This window comes from Alcaligenes sp. PF14, from assembly GCF_037150615.1.
Lineage (GTDB): Bacteria > Pseudomonadota > Gammaproteobacteria > Burkholderiales > Burkholderiaceae_B > Alcaligenes > Alcaligenes phenolicus.
The window spans coordinates 1-16,375 of sequence record NZ_JBAGRS010000009.1; the positions used below are offsets into that span (position 1 = coordinate 1).

The window sequence follows — 16,375 nt, forward strand, 5'->3', positions numbered from 1 at the left end:
CGGCGCTTCGGGAAAACCCTGTGTGTGCTGCAGCGAGAAAAGAACTATAGCACGAGGATTTTCGACTTTGCAAGCGCCCCATGGGGTTTTTCTAAGTATTTCAGGAGAGAAACCGCCAAAAAAACCCTTAGCTCATTGATAACTATGAAGAATAACTATAAAAATATTTTTTAGCTTAACTTCAGTCTTTTCCCCTGGTAGCGGCCAGCCCATCCTCAACCGCATCTTCCAGACCAAACCGCTGTTTTTCTCGTGAAAATTGGCTAGATATTCTCCTGCCGCCTAATAGCCCTTTCTCTATATAGAGACAGCGAAACTCATCACCCACACCAGTCATCAGCCCTTGTGCTTGCTTGCTTGCTTGCTTGCTTGCTTGCTTGCTTGCTTGCTTGCTTGCTTGCTTGCTTGCTTGCTTGCTTGCTGGCTGGCTGGCTGGCTGGCTGGCTGGCTGGCTGGCTGGATAACGGACAAAAGAACGACCACACGAACACTGCATCGGCCCTGTGCCTTCAACCAGCAGTGTCTCTATATAGATAGCGAGTTGAATGGCCTCCAAGATCGAGCATTATGCAGGGCTGCTAGCCGCTCGGGGCCCCGGGACCGGGTGTTGGGGCGAGTCAGAGTACTTGCCGCAGTCGCAGTCATGATCGGGGATGCAAGCAGTCTGCTGTTTGAGCCCAAAGTTTGTGATTGGTCCGGGGGACCAATCACTGGGCGAGTTCAGACTGCGCCCCGATCATGACTGCGACCAGGGGACCGGCGCATTGCGCCGGCAAGTAGTCCGCCCCAATACCCGGTCCCGGGGCCTCGAGTGGCGACCTACGTAGAGCGGTTGAAACAATGAGCGCCCTCTCTATATAGAAGGGCCATTCATTGTTGCGACTCAACCCTCTATATATAGTTGGGTGGTGAGCCTCCCCAAGAAGTAATCCAATCCCCCCACCCTCTATCCTCACTGACCTTCAATAGCCCTTTGGTTCTCAGTCTCTTTGTTTAGGTCTTAGATTCTCCGAGTCTCTAAGTCTGCACCCATGAGAACACCAATCATCTCAACACATCCTCTCTAGTAGAAAAAACCCAGCTTTCTCTCACCGATAGAACGTCCTCGACACCGACACGCTCTCTCTATATAGAGGACAAAGACACACCTGCAGAAAGCAACTACAGAGACACAAGCTCACCCAAGGCAGGGCACAAACACAGCTCCCCCTCCTATCTACTCTATATATAGAGATCCTCCCCTCCTTACGCCCCCAAGCAATAAGCTAATCCCCAATTCATTGTTATTTTCTGTAGCCACGTTCATTACCATTCCTTATGCACTTAATCCTCTAAGCAGGCCTCTGCTTACTCAAGAGAGTAATAATGATCAAACCAATCCTCATCTCCTTGGCATTTGCATTCAGCGCGGTCCTGGCACCGACTGCTTCCGCAGAGCCAAGCACACCCGACACGGCAGCCAAACCAGCCGCATTGATCTCGGCTGGCGAGCTGGCCACCAAGCTGGATCAAAACAATCTGCGCATTCTGGATATCCGCACAGACAAAGAATATGCAGCAGGCCATGTACCAGGTGCCGTCCACACTCCATATGGTGCCTACCGCGGCCCAGCCGAGAACGCCGGTGCCCTGCGCTCCGAAGCCGAGCTGTCTGCCCTGTTCAGCAAAGCCGGCATTTCCAAGGACAGCTACGTTGTCGTCACCTACGCGGGCGCCAACCCCACGGACTTCGGCGCAGCAGCACGCGTATACTGGACACTGAAAGCTGGCGGCCTAACCCAGCTATCCATTCTGGACGGCGGCCTGCAAGCCTGGGAAGCCGAAGGCAAAGCCCTGAGCAAAGACGCCCCTACCGTCACCCCCACCGAATTCAGCTACCACTACAACAAAGACATGGTGGTCAGCACACAAGAAGTGGCTGACTATATCAAGAATGGCCAAGCCCCCGTCTTGCTGGACGCACGCCCAACCGAATTCTTCAAAGGCGAAAAGCGCGTTGACGCCGCCGCCCGCTACGGCACCCTGCCCGGCGCACGCGAGCTGGACTTCAACAGCTTTTTCCGTAGCGACAAACCTGTCCTGAAAGACACCGGTGAACTCGTCAAGATCGTCAAAGAACAAGGCCTGGACGACAAACCCACCGTTTCGTTCTGCAATACCGGCCACTGGGCTGCCACGAACTGGTTTGTCCTGTCCGAACTGGCCGGCAATCCTAACGTGAAGCTCTACCCCGAGTCCGTCGTGGAATGGAGCCGCAGCAACTTGCCTATGGATAATCAGCCCTCCCGTTTCGAAGTTCTGAAACTTGATGCCAAACGCGCCATTAACTAAAGAAATCGATCATGCTTTATCTGACTAGACTGGGCTTTATCCTGGCCAGCCTGGCCCTGATTGTTGGGGTCGCTCTGGTAGGTGGACTGCGCCAAGGCCTGCTCGCCCTGCTGGGGATTGGCTTTGGTGCCGTCCTGCAAGGAGCCCGTTTCGGTTTCACGACCGGATGGCGCAACTATATCGAGCGTCGAGATCCTCAAGGTATCTGGGCACAAATGCTCCTGCTGGTATTGGCCGCCGCCTTCACCCTACCCTTGATCGCCGATAGCGGTGGCGAGCTGGTTGGCGCGATTGCCCCATTGACCATCAGCCTGGTATTGGGCGCCTTTCTGTTTGGCGCTGCCATGCAACTGGCCGATGGCTGCGGTTCCGGCACTCTCTATAAAGCAGGCGCAGGCGCACCGATTTCCTTTGCGGTTCTGCCTACCTTTGCCATTGGTAGCTTTCTAGGCGCATCGCACCAGCCCGGCTGGATTGCCCTGGGCGGCCTGCCCGCTATCGACCTGACTGTGTCCTTGGGCTGGCCCACTGCCTTGTTGATTACCGTACTAGGCTGCGCCGCCGTATCCTGGTTCGTCGGCCGAGGTGCACGTCGCCATCGAAAAGAGCAAAACAGCCCACCTGCCAAATGGGAAATGCGCTGGTGGATGGGCGCTTTGCTGCTGGCCGTGCTGTATGCCATTCATATGATTGTTGCAGGCCAACCCTGGGGCATCGTCTATGGTATTGGCTTGTGGGGCGCAAAAGTATTCTCGGCTCTGGGCTGGTCCCCGGTTAGCGACGCATTCTGGGGCGTAGCTCCGCACGCACAACGTCTGGCTGAACCCGTCCTGGCTGACGTTACTTCGGTCACCAACTTTGGTTTGATTTTGGGCGCCATGGCAGCCTCACGCTGGAACCATCCTGCCAATTTCAAATCACCCAATGCCCGCACTTTGTGGGTAGGTGCAATTGCGGGCCTGGTGATGGGCTACAGTGCCCGTATGGCCTTTGGATGTAATGTGGGCGCATTCCTGGGAGGCATTGCCTCGGCCAGCATCCATGGCTGGGTCTGGTTTGCACTGGCCTTTGCCGGGTCCATCATAGGCGTGCGCATTCGTCGCCGCGTTAATCCTTGAGTCGTGCAAGCATGAGCAAAACTACTTTCCGCCTTATTACCAGTACTTTCTGGCTGGTCGTTGTCTTGCTAGTTGTCATGGACAGCCTGCAAGACTATCCCTACCGTCCCGAGCCCGCCCCCATTGCCTGGGGCAGTGGACAAGCTGCTAGCGGTGGCCACTGCTCGGGTCGATAAGCCAGGGCCTACCCGGCCTGTAACACCCCTGATGGGAGAAAACCAGGCAGCCTTACTTGGCTGCATCGGGTTTCACCCTCAGGGGTTTTCTTTTGGGTGAAGGAAAGCGCATCCGCTTGTAGTGACAAACCGACAGCCTGCATTGCCCGCCCCACGCAAGTGCAAGGGCACGCCAAAGCAAGCATAGAGCCGTGCTAGCATCAATCAGATTTCCCATCCCTCTGTTGTCATGCTGACCTTCCTTCGCACCACCTTTAGCCGCAGCCTGCGCATGTTTTATACCGTTGCGCGCATCATGCTCCCCATCATGATTGCGGTGCGTATTGCCGCGCAGTTGGGCCTGATCGAGAAAGTCGGCAAACTGATAGGCCCGATCATGGCACTGGTTGGCCTGCCTGCCGAAGCCGGTATTGTCTGGGCAACCACTGCTCTGGCCGGTATTTACGCTGGCATAGGATCAATGGCGGCCTTGGGCGACAGCTTGAGTTTCAACGTGGCTCAAATCAGCGTCTTGGGCACCATGATGCTGTTTGCACACAATATGCCCATGGAACAGGCCATTGTGCGCCGAGCCGGAGCCAGCTTCTGGTTTACCGCCACGCTGCGGATTGTCTGCGCCCTGCTTTACGGTGGCCTGCTGGCCTGGGGTTTGAATAGCGCCGGGCTGTTACAGGAACCCGTGTCCCTTGCCTGGCTTTATGGACAATCCAATGCCACACAAGGTGGTTGGCAAGGCTGGGTAGACTGGTTGTGGGGAACGGCCAGCTCGCTATTCATGACCTGGCTGATTATTCTTGGCCTGCTCCTGATCCTGTCAGTCCTGGAGAAAATCGGCTTCACCCGATTGCTGACTCGACTCCTGCTTCCCTTGCTCCGCTTTTCAGGCTTGGAAGAACGAGTCGCCCCCACCACCACGATTGGCGTATTGCTTGGCTTGAGCTACGGCGGTGCCTTGATTATTGATGAGTCCCGCCAGCAGAACTACAGTCCCAGAACACGCTTGCTGGCCTTGTCCTGGCTGTCACTGAGCCACTCCCTGATTGAAGACACCATTCTTATTCTGGCTCTGGGTGCCAACATCTGGGTGGCCCTGGTCGGCCGACTTGTTCTGACCTTGTTGATTATTGGCCTGATGGCCCGTCTGACATTACCAGGTAGCGCCCTGTACAGACGCTACCTTGCTTCTGCCTCGCATCCTCAGGATGCTTAGCTTTTTACCAGCAGATCCTGAAAACGCTGGTAGAACTTCTTGAGCTTGGGCGCAATGACCATCTGGCAGTACGCTTGCTCGGGGTTCAATGCAAAATAATCGTGGTGATAATCCTCGGCCTCCCAGAAAGTGGAACTGTCGAGCACATGGGTCACGATCGGTGCATCAAACTGCGATTTGATTTCTTCGATGACCTCAAAGGCCTGGCGGCGCTGTTCTTCATTTTGACAAAAAATTGCCGACGCATACTGTGGTCCCTGGTCAGCGCCCTGACGATCCGGCGTGGTAGGGTCATGGGTCAGGAAAAATACCTCCAGCAAATCCCGATAGGAAATGACGGAAGGGTCGAATTCCACTTTGACCACTTCAATATGGCCGGTCTGCTTGCCGCAAACCTGCTCATAGGTGGGATGCTCTACATGGCCGCCACAATATCCGGGCACCACAGACTGCACACCTCGCAAGGCTTTGAAAATCCCTTCAGTGCACCAAAAACATCCGCCACCTAATATGGCTGTTTCCTTCATGAATTCTCCTTTGTTGACGAATTGGCTAGACTCAGCAACCAGGCTGCAATAGCTTGTGCTTGCTCGGCGCTGATCCGGTTTTGAGCGGGCATGGGAATAGCTCCCCAGTTCCCCCGACTACCCTGTTGAATTTGTCGCTGCAAATACGCCTGAGTTTCCTGCGCCGGACCTGACGCGTAGCGTTGGGCGATCTCCCGAAAAGGGGGCCCGACCCGTTTACGATCAATTTGATGACAGGACAAGCACTGCGCCTGCACGATATCCATCAACGCTAACGTATCAGCCTTTGCCACCGGATTAAAGATCATCAATCCACAAAAAACTACTAATGGTAAACGTCTGGCCCAAGAGACTGAATGCAGCATGATCCTTCCCTTACAATTTACCCAGTCCTGGTCTGGGCTCGCAGTCACGCTATTATCTGATATTCATCTCTGTAATGGGCACGCATGTTAATTCACCCGCAGTTTGATCCCGTCGCCATACAACTTGGACCCCTTGCCATTCATTGGTATGGCTTGATGTATTTAGTGGGCTTTGGCCTGGTTTGGCTGGCTGGCACAGCGCGTATCCGTGCGGGCTATGACTTGCTGACCCGCAAGGACCTGGAAGACCTGATCTTTTACTGCGTCCTGGGCGTGGTGGCAGGTGGGCGTCTGGGCTACACCCTGTTCTATCAACCCTCTTACTACTTGTCGCACCCGCTGGAGATTCTGTATGTCTGGCAAGGTGGCATGTCCTTTCATGGTGGTCTGATCGGTGTGCTGGTGACAATTGCGCTGTTTGCTCGAAACCGTCAACGGCGTTTTCTGGAAGTCAGCGATTTTCTGGCTCCCCTGATTCCCTTGGGGCTGGCCGTGGGCCGCCTGGGTAATTTCATTAACGGCGAACTATGGGGTCGCCCCAGTGATGTGCCCTGGGCCATGATATTTCCGCAAGTGGACGCAACCCCTCGCCATCCTTCGCAGTTGTATGAGATGGCCCTGGAGGGCATTGCCCTGTTTATCTTGCTGTGGTGGTTCACGCGTCGTCCACGCGCCGTCGGTCAAACCAGTGCCCTGTTCCTGATCGGCTATGGTTTCTTCCGCTTCATGGTGGAATACACCCGCGAGCCCGACGGCTACCTGGGTCTGCTCAGCGCAGGCTTGTCGATGGGGCAGTGGTTGTCCTTGCCCATGATTGTCGCTGGCCTGGCTCTGTTTGCGTATGCCAGCAAACGAGACGTTGCGCCTGGCAGTCAGAAATAAACAAAACAGCAGAAAAGAAAAAAGCCCGTCCAGATCTGGACGGGCTTTTTTTGCAGGTGCCCCACCATTGCCGTCAAGACCGGCATCCTGGAACCGAGGGTCCAAGATCGGCTGTCATCAAGCCAGCTTCGGGTTCGTCGACGAGGACGATCGCTCCTACTGGCTAATCCAACAACCTGTATGCCAAAAGCATTGGTTCAAGGAATGTATGGTCGTGTCACGAACACGGCAGGGACTTACTGGGATGAAGCAGTCCGCGAGGGACAACAAGGGACTGCTTTCAAATTTGGTTTAGCGCGCGGTACCCGAAGGTTCGATGACCTCGTCAATCATTGCGTGCATGTCTTCAATTTTACGCTTGAAATCGCCAAAAGCAACATTAGCCAGAGGACCATCAGGTGCTTTAGCGGATAAAAACTCGCTGGCGATCTGAATGGCGGCCATGACGGCGATACGTTCGTTGCCAGAGACACGGCCCGAACCCTTGATAGACTGCATGCGCTGGTCTACCAGTTTGACAGCTTCAAGCAAGCGCGCTTTTTCGGAAGGAGGGCATGCCAGAGAGTAATCGCGGCCCAACAGGGAAATATCGACTCGTTCCATGACTTACTCCTGTACGGCACCGGGTAAACGCATCAGGATCGAACCGATCTGGTCGCGAGCCTGTCCTGCTACATCACGCAACACACCCATACCCGCGCGTGCGCTATCCAACTCGCGACGCAAGGCAACTACCTGGGCCTGTTCCTGTTCAAGCAGCTTTTTCAGTTCTGCCTGATCAGCCTGCGCTTGTTGCTGCACCATATCCAGTTGACGCTGATGCGAAGCAACACCGGTGGACAGGGACTCGAACTCATCTTGTTGACGACGATTTTGCTGGCGCAAGGCGTCCAGCTCGGCATCCTGAGTTTTCAGACGAGCTAATAATTGAGCGCGTTCAGCGTTGAGCTGACGAGATTGCTCTACCAGTTGACCGATACGGTCAGCGAGAAAGTCGAGATCTTGCAACATGGGCCTTATCGTAAACCATTGCTAGCGTTACTGGGTAGAGGAATTTCATACTAATGATAACCTTTCACCCATCTTTCCATTACCTTTCAAACTTCTTTCAAAGCCTGCCATCCACCTACGAACACGCTCCCAAAAAACCCTAAATTTTCAGAATTACCGGGAAAACCCTTAAAAACTAGGGTCATCTCAGGGTTTCCAGTCTTCAAGTGCTCCATTACCATGCGTCACCTCTGTTCAATGCAGTCGGCACACGCAGAGTATGGAGCCCGCTCCACTATAAAGAAGCTGACACAGGAAAAAGGAAAACCAATGCGCAAGGCAGACAAGGAGAATCCACCTTATGCAAATTAAAAATAAACAGGACTTCTGGTCCGGGGTCATGTTCGTGGTCGTGGGCGCCGCTTTCGCGCTCGGGGCCACCAGCTACTCGATGGGAACAGCCGCCCGCATGGGGCCCGGCTACTTCCCCTTCTGGCTTGGTGTATGCCTGAGCTTGTTAGGGGCGGTCGTCACTTTGGGCTCGATGTCTGCCAAAGCAGAAAGCACTGAGGTAGAGAAGTTTAACTGGAAAGTGCTCTTCGTTATCATCGGCGCGGTCGTGCTTTGCGGTCTGACACTGAACTCGCTGGGTGTTTACATCTCCATTTTCCTGCTTGTACTGATCAGCAGCTTTGCCAGCCATGAATTTAGCTGGCCTGTTGCACTGGGCGCAGCCGTCTTTTTGGTGCTGTTCGTCTGGTTGGCATTCATCAAGGGCCTGGGGCTGGTGTTCCCCCTGTGGCCAAGTTTTCTGGCCTGATTAGGGGGTGAACGAATATGGAATTATTTGACAACCTGATGCTGGGTTTCTCGGTGGCGATCACGCCCGAGAACCTGGCCTACGCTTTGCTCGGTTGCATACTGGGCACCTTGATTGGCGTGTTGCCAGGCATTGGCCCTGTGCCAACCATTGCCATGCTGCTGCCCATTACGTATGTGCTGCCTCCCGTTGCTGGTCTGATCATGCTGGCCGGTATTTACTATGGCGCCCAATATGGTGGGTCCACAACGGCCATTCTGGTCGCCCTGCCGGGAGAAACCTCGGCGGTGGTAACGGTGCTGGACGGACACCAGATGGCCCGTAATGGCCGGGCCGGTGCTGCCCTGGCGATTGCTGCTCTGGGTTCTTTCTTTGCCGGATGTGTGGCCACCGTGCTGCTGGCCGCTTTTGCACCGCCCTTGGCTGAAGTCGCCTTCAAGTTTGGACCTGCGGAGTATTTCTCATTAATGGTCTTGGGCCTGGTCGGTGCTGTGGTGCTGGCTTCGGGCTCCCTGCCCAAAGCTATCTGCATGATCTTGCTGGGTCTGCTGCTGGGTATGGTCGGTACCGACGTGAACTCCGGTGTTGCCCGTTACGACTTCGGTATTCCAGAACTGCAAGACGGTATCGACTTCGCCGTGGTGGCAATGGGTGTGTTTGGTTTCTCCGAAATCATGAACAACCTGGAGCTGGGCGATCAACGCGTGGAGATCACTGGCAAGGTCGGGTCGCTGTACCCCAACAAGCAAGAGTTCAAGGAGTCCTGGCCTGCTGTCGTGCGTGGTACCGCCATGGGTTCTTGCCTGGGTATCTTGCCCGGTGGTGGCGCGGTGCTGTCCTCCTTTGCGTCTTACACATTGGAGAAGAAAATCTCCAAGAACCCGGAACGCTTTGGTAAAGGTCACCCTGCTGGTCTGGCCGGTCCCGAGTCTGCCAACAACGCTGCCGCTCAAACCTCCTTCATCCCGCTGCTGACCCTGGGTATCCCCGGTAACGCTGTGACCGCGCTGATGATTGGCGCCATGACCATCCACAACATTCAGCCTGGTCCACAAGTGATGACCAGCCACCCCGAACTGTTCTGGGGGCTGATCGCCTCCATGTGGATTGGTAACCTGATGCTGGTCATCCTGAACCTGCCATTGGTAGGACTGTGGGTGAAACTGCTTAAAGTGCCCTACCGCCTGCTGTTCCCCGCCATTCTGGTGTTCTGCACGGTGGGTGTGTACTCGCTGAACTACAACGTGTTTGACATTCTGGTCACCGCCGCCTTCGGTTTGGTGGGCTACGTCTGGTCCAAGCTGCGTTGTGAAGGAGCTCCGCTGTTGCTGGGTCTGGTCCTGGGACCAATGATGGAAGAAAACTTCCGTCGTGCCCTGCTACTGTCCCGCGGTGATTACACCACCTTTGTGACACGTCCTCTGTCCCTGTCGCTGCTGGTCCTGGCTGCCTTCCTGGTTGTGGTTGTAGCCCTTCCTTCGGTGAAAAAGAAACGCGAAGAAACCTTCGTCGAAGAGGACTAAGACACCGTCCGTTCTCTGGTTTGAACGCTCCCGCTGAAAGGGAGCATTCAAACCGGCGCAGTCAACAAGAAGGCCTGATTTCGTCTCTCCACGAAATCGGGCCTTTTTCTTTATTAGCTGGTTTCGCTGCCTGCTTTCAAGACAGCCAAATCTTTGAAAGAGCGCACAGCCCTACGTCAGGAAACAAACCTCAGGCAGCCAGAACTGCCTGCGTACACAAGCTTCCCAACAAGGGAGCCAGAATGACACCGGGGTGAGCCACGACGGCGAACAAACCATCTACAGTCCCAATAGGCCCACACAATGGCTGCTTGTTACTAGTCATGGGGCGCTGCCCGACCTCTATCGACAAAATGCGCGGGACAGAAGGCAGTTGCAGCAACTGAGCAATGGACTGACAGGTTTGCTCGGCCAGACGCTGCAAACCTGCCTCGCCTTCCAAGGGATAATCCAACGCCGACATCAACCCTCTTTCTTTGCCCGGTCGCACCTCCAGATCCTGAGCACAGAGTAAATGCCGGACCCGATTTCTATCAGCATCCAGGCGCAGTAACACGGCGGGCTGTTGCTCTATAGGCAACGCTACCCCTGCACTGGCTGCCAAAACCAAGGCACCATAAGCATTGGCCAGCACCACCTTGTCGGCCACGATGACTTGCCCTTGCACTTCTATACCGTTCACTCGCCCTCCTGCCGACAACACACGCTGTACCGTACCGGACAGAACCGTGGCGCCATTCGCTTGTGCCGCTTGAATAAAACAACGTGCCAGATCTACTGGCTCCAAGGCGAAATCATCGGGCGCCCACATTGCCAAATCCGGTACGGCTGCCAACGACGGTTCTTTCTGACGCACTTGCGCGGCTGACAGGCTTTCAACCCTGGAACCGGCTGCCAGATGCTCGGCAATCAAGGCGGCTGTCTCGTCCGTCGTTTCCCCCCAGAACAAGGCTCCACGCACGGTCACAGGCAATGCCCCCAAGGTCTGCTTCAGACGCGTGTACTCTTCCAGAGCGTGTAGACGCAAGGCAAAGGCGTCAGTGTCATCAGAAGGTGTACTGGCGCTGGCTCCTACCCATCCAAAAGAGGCTGCGGTTGCGCTGGGCACACTACCCGCACCCTGATCGATCAAAGTGACTGCGGCACCCGCTTGAGTCAGATGCCAGGCGACCGACGCCCCCATCACGCCACCACCGACGACCAGCACTTTGCATTTATGCATCATAGCTTTCTACTAATGGATAAACAAAAAACAGCCAGCCCCTTGTGCGCATGAACAAGCGAATAGCCAGCCAGGCAACAAGATACGGTCTGCTCTCAGCAAAAACAACAAGGGCCTGAATCCCTTGCGGAATTCAGGCCCTTGAGATCAGTCCAACTTACATCGTGCCTTGGCGGCGCTTGTAAAAGTTACCGATATACATGGCCAGCAGCACGAGCACGGTAGAGATCAGAATCATGATGATCCCCAGCGCCGAGAGCTTGCCCCACAAACCATCTTCGGCATAACCCAGCACCTGTACCGCCAGCACTTCCGTACCGGGACGGGACAGCACCACCGACACCGTCAGCTCACGAATGAACATGGTTGCCATCAAGATCCAGGCCGACACCACACCAGGAATCAGCAAAGGAATAATGATGCGGCGCATGGTGGTCCAGGAACTGGCCCCGGCAACGGCCGAGGACTCCTCCAGGTGGGCATGGACCTGCACAAAAGCGGCCGACAAGGGTCGGATACCGTAAGGCAGATAAGCGGCGATATAGGCCAGCAGCAAGGCGGTCAGCGTGGCATACAAAGGCGTTTGCACAAAGAACCACATAAAGCCGATCCCGATCACAATCCCCGGGAAGGAAAAGGAAAGGAAGCTCAAGGTATCCAGCAGCGCCGCCGCCCGCGTTCGTAACTTGACCACCACATAGGCCACAAACAGCGATAGCAATACACCCAGACTGGCTCCGACCACAGCCAGGAACAAACTGTTCTTCATGGCCACTTTGGAGATCGGATCTTGAATGACATCAATCCAGTTCGCCCAGCTCATCAAGGAGAAGGCGCGAGCACTAGGCACCATGGAGTACGGAATCATGGAGGTATACAGCAACACGGCCACAGGCAGCACCACCATCAGCAAGCTGATAATGCCCACAATGATGAACAAGGGGATTTTCGCGCGACGCAATTCCAGCTGAGTGGGTTTGAAACCACGGCTGGAGATCGTCACATACTTGCTGCTTTCTTTCGTCATGTAGCGATACAGAACGATCAGGGCAATGGAGGCCGACAGCACACTCATGCCCAGCGCCGCCGCTTTTCCGTAATCCGGAGCGAAGCCGGTAGAGATCATCTCGAACAGATAAGTGGCCAGCACATCCACACGACCTGGGGTACCCAGAACTCGTGGCACGGCGTAGGAAGCCAAGGCCCGCACAATCGCCAGAATGAAAGCCGCCATGATGGCTGGACGCAGAATCGGCAGGGTAACCCGCGTCAAGGTACGCCACAGACCGCCCCCGAATACACGGGAGGACTCCTCCATGGAAACGTCAAAAGAGGCCATGGCAGGCGCAATGATCAGGTAGGCCACAGGCATGTTCAACAAGCCTTCAACCAGAATCATGCCCCACAGGGAATAGATGTTCAGCGGTGCTTCCTGCAGGCCCAATGTATCCTGCAAGAACATATTGATCAGGCCGTTGGACGGGTTTAGCAGCAAGGCCCAGCTAACCGAGAACAGCAAGTGCGGAATCATCATGGGAACGATGGACAGCACAGTGAACACCCCTTTCATGGGCATGTTCGTACGCGTATTCAGGTAGGCCAGGAAAACAGCCAGCGCAGTAGAGAACAGGGAAGAGCCCAGCACGAAAACCACCGTATTGAAGGTGACTTCCAGCAAGAAGGGATCGGTGTAGGCGGCTACGTATTTAGCCGTGGTAAAGGAACCAAAAGCCGTCAGGCCCTGCGAGAAGCTGCCCAGCAGCAACATCAGGACCGGGCACAGCGTCAGAAAGCCGACGATCAGAATAAGCGACCAGCTAAGTGGTCTGCGTGTGTGATTCATGATGCCCCGCCCTTATGCCGACAACAGCATGCAGTGTTCAGGGTGCAGGTTAAAGCGTACGGTATCGCCCTCTTTCACCTTCACGTCTGGATCAATACACACCAGAAGCTGCTCTTTACCCACTTTGACCTCGGCCTCGTAGGACTCACCGACGAACTCCAGGGCCTGGACCTGACCGTGGAACAGGTTCTGCCCCACTTCATTGGCCTGGCTGCTGACACGAATAAATTCTGGGCGAATGCACAAGGTAACTTCGGTGCCCACGGGCAGGTCACGCTTCTTGCAATGCAGTTGGCCCAGTTCGCATTCCACAATGGTGGAGTCTGCACGCTGCTCCAGCACTTTGGCGCTGATCTGGTTAGCACGACCAATAAAGTCGGCCACAAAGCGGTGATCGGCATCAAAGTAAATTTTTTCTGGCGTACCAATTTCCAGAATCTTGCCACCACGCATCACAGCGATGGAGTTGGACAAGGCCAATGCCTCGACGCGATCATGCGTCACGTACACAGCGGTAATGTCCAGACGGCTCAGAAATTCGCGCAGTTCTTTACGGGTTTCTTCACGCAGCTTGGCATCCAGGTTACTGAGCGGCTCATCAAACAAAATGACTTTAGGCTCGGCCACCAGGGCTCGGGCCAATGCCACACGCTGCTGCTGACCACCGGACAGACGCGTTGCGGAACGCTGATCCACCCCTTCCAGCTGCACAAACTTCAGGATGTTCGCGACTTTTTCACGAATCACCTCTTTGCGCTCGCCGCGCACTTGCAAGGGGTAAGCGATATTGTCGAACACCGTCATGTGCGGCCAGATGGCGTATGTCTGAAACACCATGCCCAAACCGCGCTTTTCCACCGGCACAGCAATATTCTTGGCGCTGGACCAGACGATCTCGTCCCCAATGCGGATTTCACCCTCGTCTGGGGTTTCCAGACCAACAATGCACCGCAGCAGCGTGGTTTTGCCGCAGCCGCTGGGCCCTAACAGTGTGAAAAACTCATTAGCGGGAATCGTCAGGTTGATATTGTCCAAAGCCTTGAAGGTTTTGCCCTCTGAGACATAGGTCTTGCTTAGGCCGGTAATTTCAATTTGCATAATGAGTAAATGTTTTCAATAAAAATAAGGCGAGGCGCCAAGGCGCCCCGTTCTAGACGAACCTGTCGTTCTTGTCGTCCCGATTAACGGACGGCGAAGATACGGCTGAATTCGCGGCCCCAACGGACCAGTTCTTCGTCGCTCAGGTCGCGAATAGGCTCGACCTTGGCTTTATCGATCCCCGCAACCGGAGGGTGTACCCCTGGAGCCAGGACGTATTCGCCAACCTTGTTGGCCAGAATGCCCATGGCTTCATTACCCAGCCAGTAGTCCAGGAACACGCGAGCAGCATCAGGATGCGGTGCATTCTTGGTCAGGGCGATGGCACGTGGGGAGCCCAGCAAGGGCTGATCCGACATGGGGCCCCAGGCCAATGGCGCAGGCGACTTGGTCACGATGTACTTGGGCATGGAAATGGCAATCAACTTCTCGCCACTTTCAATAGGAGCCGGAGTTGGGCCAAACGAGGCCACGAACATGGGCTTGTTGGCAGCCAGGCCTTTCAGGAAGTCCAGCCACTGCTCTTCACTGCTAAAGACCTTTTCCTTCAAACCAATCAGCCAGCCAATGGTGGAGGGGTGGTTGGAAGGGTTGGCCATCACAATCTTGTCTTTCCACTTGGGATCGGCCAGATCTTCGTAGCGTTGTGGCGCATCCTCGGCCTTGAGGTGGTCCGTATTATAGATATAAGACACATATTCGATGCCAAATTGAATAATCGAATCGTCTTGAATGGCCCACTCGGGGTAGCCCTGCACGGCTTCGGACTGATGGGAAATCAGCACGCCCTGCTCTTTGAGCAGTTGCAGCATGGGCAAGGGAGCCTGAACCACGTCCGCCATCAACTTGCCGGCATTGAACTCGGTCAGGATGGTGGGGATGAACTTGGAGCTGGAAATACGGGTGTATTTGCCTTCAATGCCTTGCGCTTGTTGCAAGGCCTTCATGATGGGCTCTACCGCCGTGATGTTGGCGTAGAAAACAGCCTGGCCTTGAGCCTTTGCTTTTTCCAGTACGGCTGCGTCTGCCGCCCACGCCGCCCATGGCAAAGAGGTACTCATAGACGCCAGTCCGGTGGCACCTGCCAGCTTCAAGAAACGACGACGATCAAAAGTGGTCATAGGATTCAAGTTCCAGTTAATTAGCCAGGAAATTATGTGCGCCCATCATAATCCAGACAGGCAAATTCCATTTATTACAGATCTATGTTTGGTTTAGAACATGAGGGGCCTGACGCCGTCAAGCCTAAAACGTTTTGCCGCTTATTCGGGCAGGCAAAGATCAAGCCGATAAAGCTGCGCTAAGCTGTACGATCGAACAGATTATTTTCCAGGAGACCCGCGCCATGACCCCATCCATTCAGCCTAAACACTATGAACCCGCCAGCCCGCAAAAAGTGGCGTTCATTGGTCTGGGGGTGATGGGCTATCCCATGGCAGGACATCTGGCCCAGGCAGGGCATCAAGTCACGGTGTACAACCGCAACCCGGCCAAGGCGGAACAATGGAGTAAAGAGTTCAAACAGGAATGGGCCGCTACACCAGCCCTGGCCGCTGCCCAAGCAGACATTGTCATGGCCTGTGTGGGCAATGATGATGACTTGCGCTCGATTTTTCAGGGGCCGAACGGTGTGCTGGCAGGCATGAGGGCAGGGAGCCTGTTTATCGACCACACCACTGCCTCCGCCGAAGTGGCCCAGGAACTGGGAGCACAGGCGGCCAAGCAAGAAGTTGCATTTATCGACGCCCCCATTTCTGGCGGACAGGCGGGTGCCCAGAAAGGCATGCTCAGCATTATGTGTGGTGGGCAAGCTGAGGATATGGAACGCGCCCGCCCGCTGATGATGAGCTACGCCCAGGCCTGCACCCTGATGGGGCCCTTGGGGTCCGGGCAGCTGTGCAAGATGGTGAACCAGATTGCCGTTGTCGGACTCTTGCAAGGTCTGGCCGAAGCCATGGCTTTTGGTGAACGGGCCGGACTGGATATGGAGCAGGCCCTGTCTGTATTGACCAAGGGTGCGGCGAGCAGCTGGCAAATGGAAACTAAAGGCCCCACAATGCTGGCCAGAGACTTTCAGCCCGGCTTTACCGTGAACTGGATGTTGAAGGACCTGGATTTGGTGCAGCGGGAGGCACAGCGTAATGGGGCCCAGCTTCCCGCAACTCGCTTGATTCAGGAGCAGTTTGCGAAGATTGCCCAGCAGGGCCATCGCGATTGGGATATTTCTACCCTGTTCAATCTGCTGGCCCGTCCAAACGACGCGGCTTAAT

The 16,375-nt window shown here is 55.2% G+C and carries 17 protein-coding genes and 1 other RNA gene; 8 read left to right on the forward strand and 10 right to left on the reverse strand.

Features of this window, described 5'->3' with window-relative positions; translation table 11 throughout:
* Positions 1-181: 181 nt before the first annotated feature.
* A complete protein-coding gene (locus tag WFM49_RS17375; RefSeq protein WP_336974600.1) occupies positions 182-556 on the reverse strand; it encodes a hypothetical protein in 375 nt (124 codons plus the stop codon).
* 809 nt (positions 557-1,365) lie between these two features.
* Here WFM49_RS17375 and WFM49_RS17380 point away from each other — a divergent pair.
* The 4 genes from WFM49_RS17380 to WFM49_RS17395 all read left to right on the forward strand — a co-directional run bounded on the left by WFM49_RS17380 (position 1,366) and on the right by WFM49_RS17395 (position 4,835).
* Positions 1,366-2,331, forward strand: coding sequence for a sulfurtransferase (locus WFM49_RS17380; RefSeq protein ID WP_336974601.1), 966 nt, complete (start codon positions 1,366-1,368; stop codon positions 2,329-2,331).
* A gap of 11 nt (positions 2,332-2,342) precedes the next feature.
* The gene (locus WFM49_RS17385) at positions 2,343-3,449 is read left to right on the forward strand and encodes a YeeE/YedE family protein (protein ID WP_336974604.1); all 1,107 of its coding nucleotides are present in this window, start codon (positions 2,343-2,345) and stop codon (positions 3,447-3,449) included.
* 11 nt (positions 3,450-3,460) lie between these two features.
* Positions 3,461-3,625 carry a hypothetical protein gene (locus tag WFM49_RS17390; protein WP_009454924.1) on the forward strand — a complete coding sequence of 55 codons (165 nt, stop codon included), beginning with the start codon at positions 3,461-3,463 and terminating at the stop codon, positions 3,623-3,625.
* 229 nt (positions 3,626-3,854) lie between these two features.
* Complete coding sequence (locus tag WFM49_RS17395; RefSeq protein WP_250756022.1) at positions 3,855-4,835, forward strand: nucleoside recognition domain-containing protein; 981 nt, start codon at positions 3,855-3,857, stop codon at positions 4,833-4,835.
* On the opposite strand, the gene msrA is transcribed toward WFM49_RS17395, so the two are convergent.
* Both msrA and WFM49_RS17405 read right to left on the reverse strand, forming a co-directional pair.
* Positions 4,832-5,362: a peptide-methionine (S)-S-oxide reductase MsrA gene (msrA, locus tag WFM49_RS17400; RefSeq protein ID WP_009454920.1), complete on the reverse strand. Its 531-nt coding sequence runs from the start codon at positions 5,360-5,362 to the stop codon at positions 4,832-4,834. The genes WFM49_RS17395 and msrA overlap by 4 nt on opposite strands.
* Positions 5,359-5,727: a c-type cytochrome gene (locus WFM49_RS17405; protein WP_232466663.1), complete on the reverse strand. Its 369-nt coding sequence runs from the start codon at positions 5,725-5,727 to the stop codon at positions 5,359-5,361. Before WFM49_RS17405 ends, msrA begins: the two co-directional genes overlap by 4 nt.
* 84 nt (positions 5,728-5,811) lie before the next feature.
* Here WFM49_RS17405 and lgt point away from each other — a divergent pair, with 84 nt between their 5' ends.
* On the forward strand, positions 5,812-6,609 hold the full coding sequence (gene lgt / locus WFM49_RS17410; protein ID WP_336974608.1) for a prolipoprotein diacylglyceryl transferase: 798 nt from the start codon (positions 5,812-5,814) through the stop codon (positions 6,607-6,609).
* 54 nt (positions 6,610-6,663) lie between these two features.
* Here the strand turns inward: lgt and ssrS are convergent.
* From ssrS to WFM49_RS17425, 3 genes are all read right to left on the reverse strand, one after another.
* A non-coding RNA gene (ssrS, locus tag WFM49_RS17415) (6S RNA) lies at positions 6,664-6,847 on the reverse strand.
* 53 nt (positions 6,848-6,900) lie between these two features.
* A complete protein-coding gene (locus tag WFM49_RS17420; protein WP_009454914.1) occupies positions 6,901-7,212 on the reverse strand; it encodes a cell division protein ZapA in 312 nt (103 codons plus the stop codon).
* Positions 7,213-7,215: 3 nt separating this feature from the next.
* Entirely contained in the window at positions 7,216-7,620 is a 405-nt protein-coding gene (locus WFM49_RS17425) for a hypothetical protein (RefSeq protein WP_009454912.1), read from the reverse strand.
* Positions 7,621-7,960: 340 nt separating this feature from the next.
* Between WFM49_RS17425 and WFM49_RS17430 the strand changes: the two genes are divergently transcribed.
* Complete coding sequence (locus WFM49_RS17430; protein ID WP_009454910.1) at positions 7,961-8,419, forward strand: tripartite tricarboxylate transporter TctB family protein; 459 nt, start codon at positions 7,961-7,963, stop codon at positions 8,417-8,419.
* Positions 8,420-8,436: 17 nt separating this feature from the next.
* Positions 8,437-9,942: a tripartite tricarboxylate transporter permease gene (locus tag WFM49_RS17435; RefSeq protein ID WP_022983204.1), complete on the forward strand. Its 1,506-nt coding sequence runs from the start codon at positions 8,437-8,439 to the stop codon at positions 9,940-9,942.
* 190 nt (positions 9,943-10,132) lie between these two features.
* Here WFM49_RS17435 and WFM49_RS17440 read toward each other — a convergent pair whose 3' ends face one another.
* The 4 genes from WFM49_RS17440 to WFM49_RS17455 form a co-directional block, all read right to left on the reverse strand.
* Positions 10,133-11,167, reverse strand: coding sequence for an NAD(P)/FAD-dependent oxidoreductase (locus WFM49_RS17440; protein ID WP_336974613.1), 1,035 nt, complete (start codon positions 11,165-11,167; stop codon positions 10,133-10,135).
* Between the two features lie 154 nt (positions 11,168-11,321).
* Positions 11,322-13,007 (reverse strand): ABC transporter permease, encoded by a 1,686-nt coding sequence (locus tag WFM49_RS17445; RefSeq protein ID WP_022983205.1) that lies wholly within the window; start codon positions 13,005-13,007, stop codon positions 11,322-11,324.
* A 12-nt stretch (positions 13,008-13,019) separates the two neighbouring features.
* Positions 13,020-14,105 (reverse strand): ABC transporter ATP-binding protein, encoded by a 1,086-nt coding sequence (locus tag WFM49_RS17450; protein ID WP_022983206.1) that lies wholly within the window; start codon positions 14,103-14,105, stop codon positions 13,020-13,022.
* Positions 14,106-14,188: 83 nt separating this feature from the next.
* Positions 14,189-15,226, reverse strand: a complete 1,038-nt coding sequence (locus tag WFM49_RS17455; RefSeq protein WP_336974617.1) for an ABC transporter substrate-binding protein — start codon at positions 15,224-15,226, stop codon at positions 14,189-14,191.
* Between the two features lie 224 nt (positions 15,227-15,450).
* Here WFM49_RS17455 and WFM49_RS17460 point away from each other — a divergent pair, with 224 nt between their 5' ends.
* Positions 15,451-16,374 carry an NAD(P)-dependent oxidoreductase gene (locus WFM49_RS17460; protein ID WP_336974619.1) on the forward strand — a complete coding sequence of 308 codons (924 nt, stop codon included), beginning with the start codon at positions 15,451-15,453 and terminating at the stop codon, positions 16,372-16,374.
* Position 16,375: the final 1 nt, after the last annotated feature.

Bases quoted from the DNA above. Each gene is read 5' to 3' on its own strand.
- WFM49_RS17405 (WP_232466663.1), bottom strand. From the start codon at position 5,727: ATGCTGCATTCAGTCTCTTGGGCCAGACGTTTACCATTAGTAGTTTTT.
- WFM49_RS17380 (WP_336974601.1), top strand. From the start codon at position 1,366: ATGATCAAACCAATCCTCATCTCCTTGGCATTTGCATTCAGCGCGGTC.
- WFM49_RS17420 (WP_009454914.1), bottom strand. From the start codon at position 7,212: ATGGAACGAGTCGATATTTCCCTGTTGGGCCGCGATTACTCTCTGGCA.
- WFM49_RS17435 (WP_022983204.1), top strand. From the start codon at position 8,437: ATGGAATTATTTGACAACCTGATGCTGGGTTTCTCGGTGGCGATCACG.
- WFM49_RS17440 (WP_336974613.1), bottom strand. From the start codon at position 11,167: ATGATGCATAAATGCAAAGTGCTGGTCGTCGGTGGTGGCGTGATGGGG.
- WFM49_RS17395 (WP_250756022.1), top strand. From the start codon at position 3,855: ATGCTGACCTTCCTTCGCACCACCTTTAGCCGCAGCCTGCGCATGTTT.
- msrA (WP_009454920.1), bottom strand. From the start codon at position 5,362: ATGAAGGAAACAGCCATATTAGGTGGCGGATGTTTTTGGTGCACTGAA.
- WFM49_RS17390 (WP_009454924.1), top strand. From the start codon at position 3,461: ATGAGCAAAACTACTTTCCGCCTTATTACCAGTACTTTCTGGCTGGTC.
- WFM49_RS17385 (WP_336974604.1), top strand. From the start codon at position 2,343: ATGCTTTATCTGACTAGACTGGGCTTTATCCTGGCCAGCCTGGCCCTG.
- WFM49_RS17455 (WP_336974617.1), bottom strand. From the start codon at position 15,226: ATGACCACTTTTGATCGTCGTCGTTTCTTGAAGCTGGCAGGTGCCACC.
- lgt (WP_336974608.1), top strand. From the start codon at position 5,812: ATGTTAATTCACCCGCAGTTTGATCCCGTCGCCATACAACTTGGACCC.
- WFM49_RS17460 (WP_336974619.1), top strand. From the start codon at position 15,451: ATGACCCCATCCATTCAGCCTAAACACTATGAACCCGCCAGCCCGCAA.
- WFM49_RS17425 (WP_009454912.1), bottom strand. From the start codon at position 7,620: ATGTTGCAAGATCTCGACTTTCTCGCTGACCGTATCGGTCAACTGGTA.
- WFM49_RS17450 (WP_022983206.1), bottom strand. From the start codon at position 14,105: ATGCAAATTGAAATTACCGGCCTAAGCAAGACCTATGTCTCAGAGGGC.
- WFM49_RS17430 (WP_009454910.1), top strand. From the start codon at position 7,961: ATGCAAATTAAAAATAAACAGGACTTCTGGTCCGGGGTCATGTTCGTG.
- WFM49_RS17445 (WP_022983205.1), bottom strand. From the start codon at position 13,007: ATGAATCACACACGCAGACCACTTAGCTGGTCGCTTATTCTGATCGTC.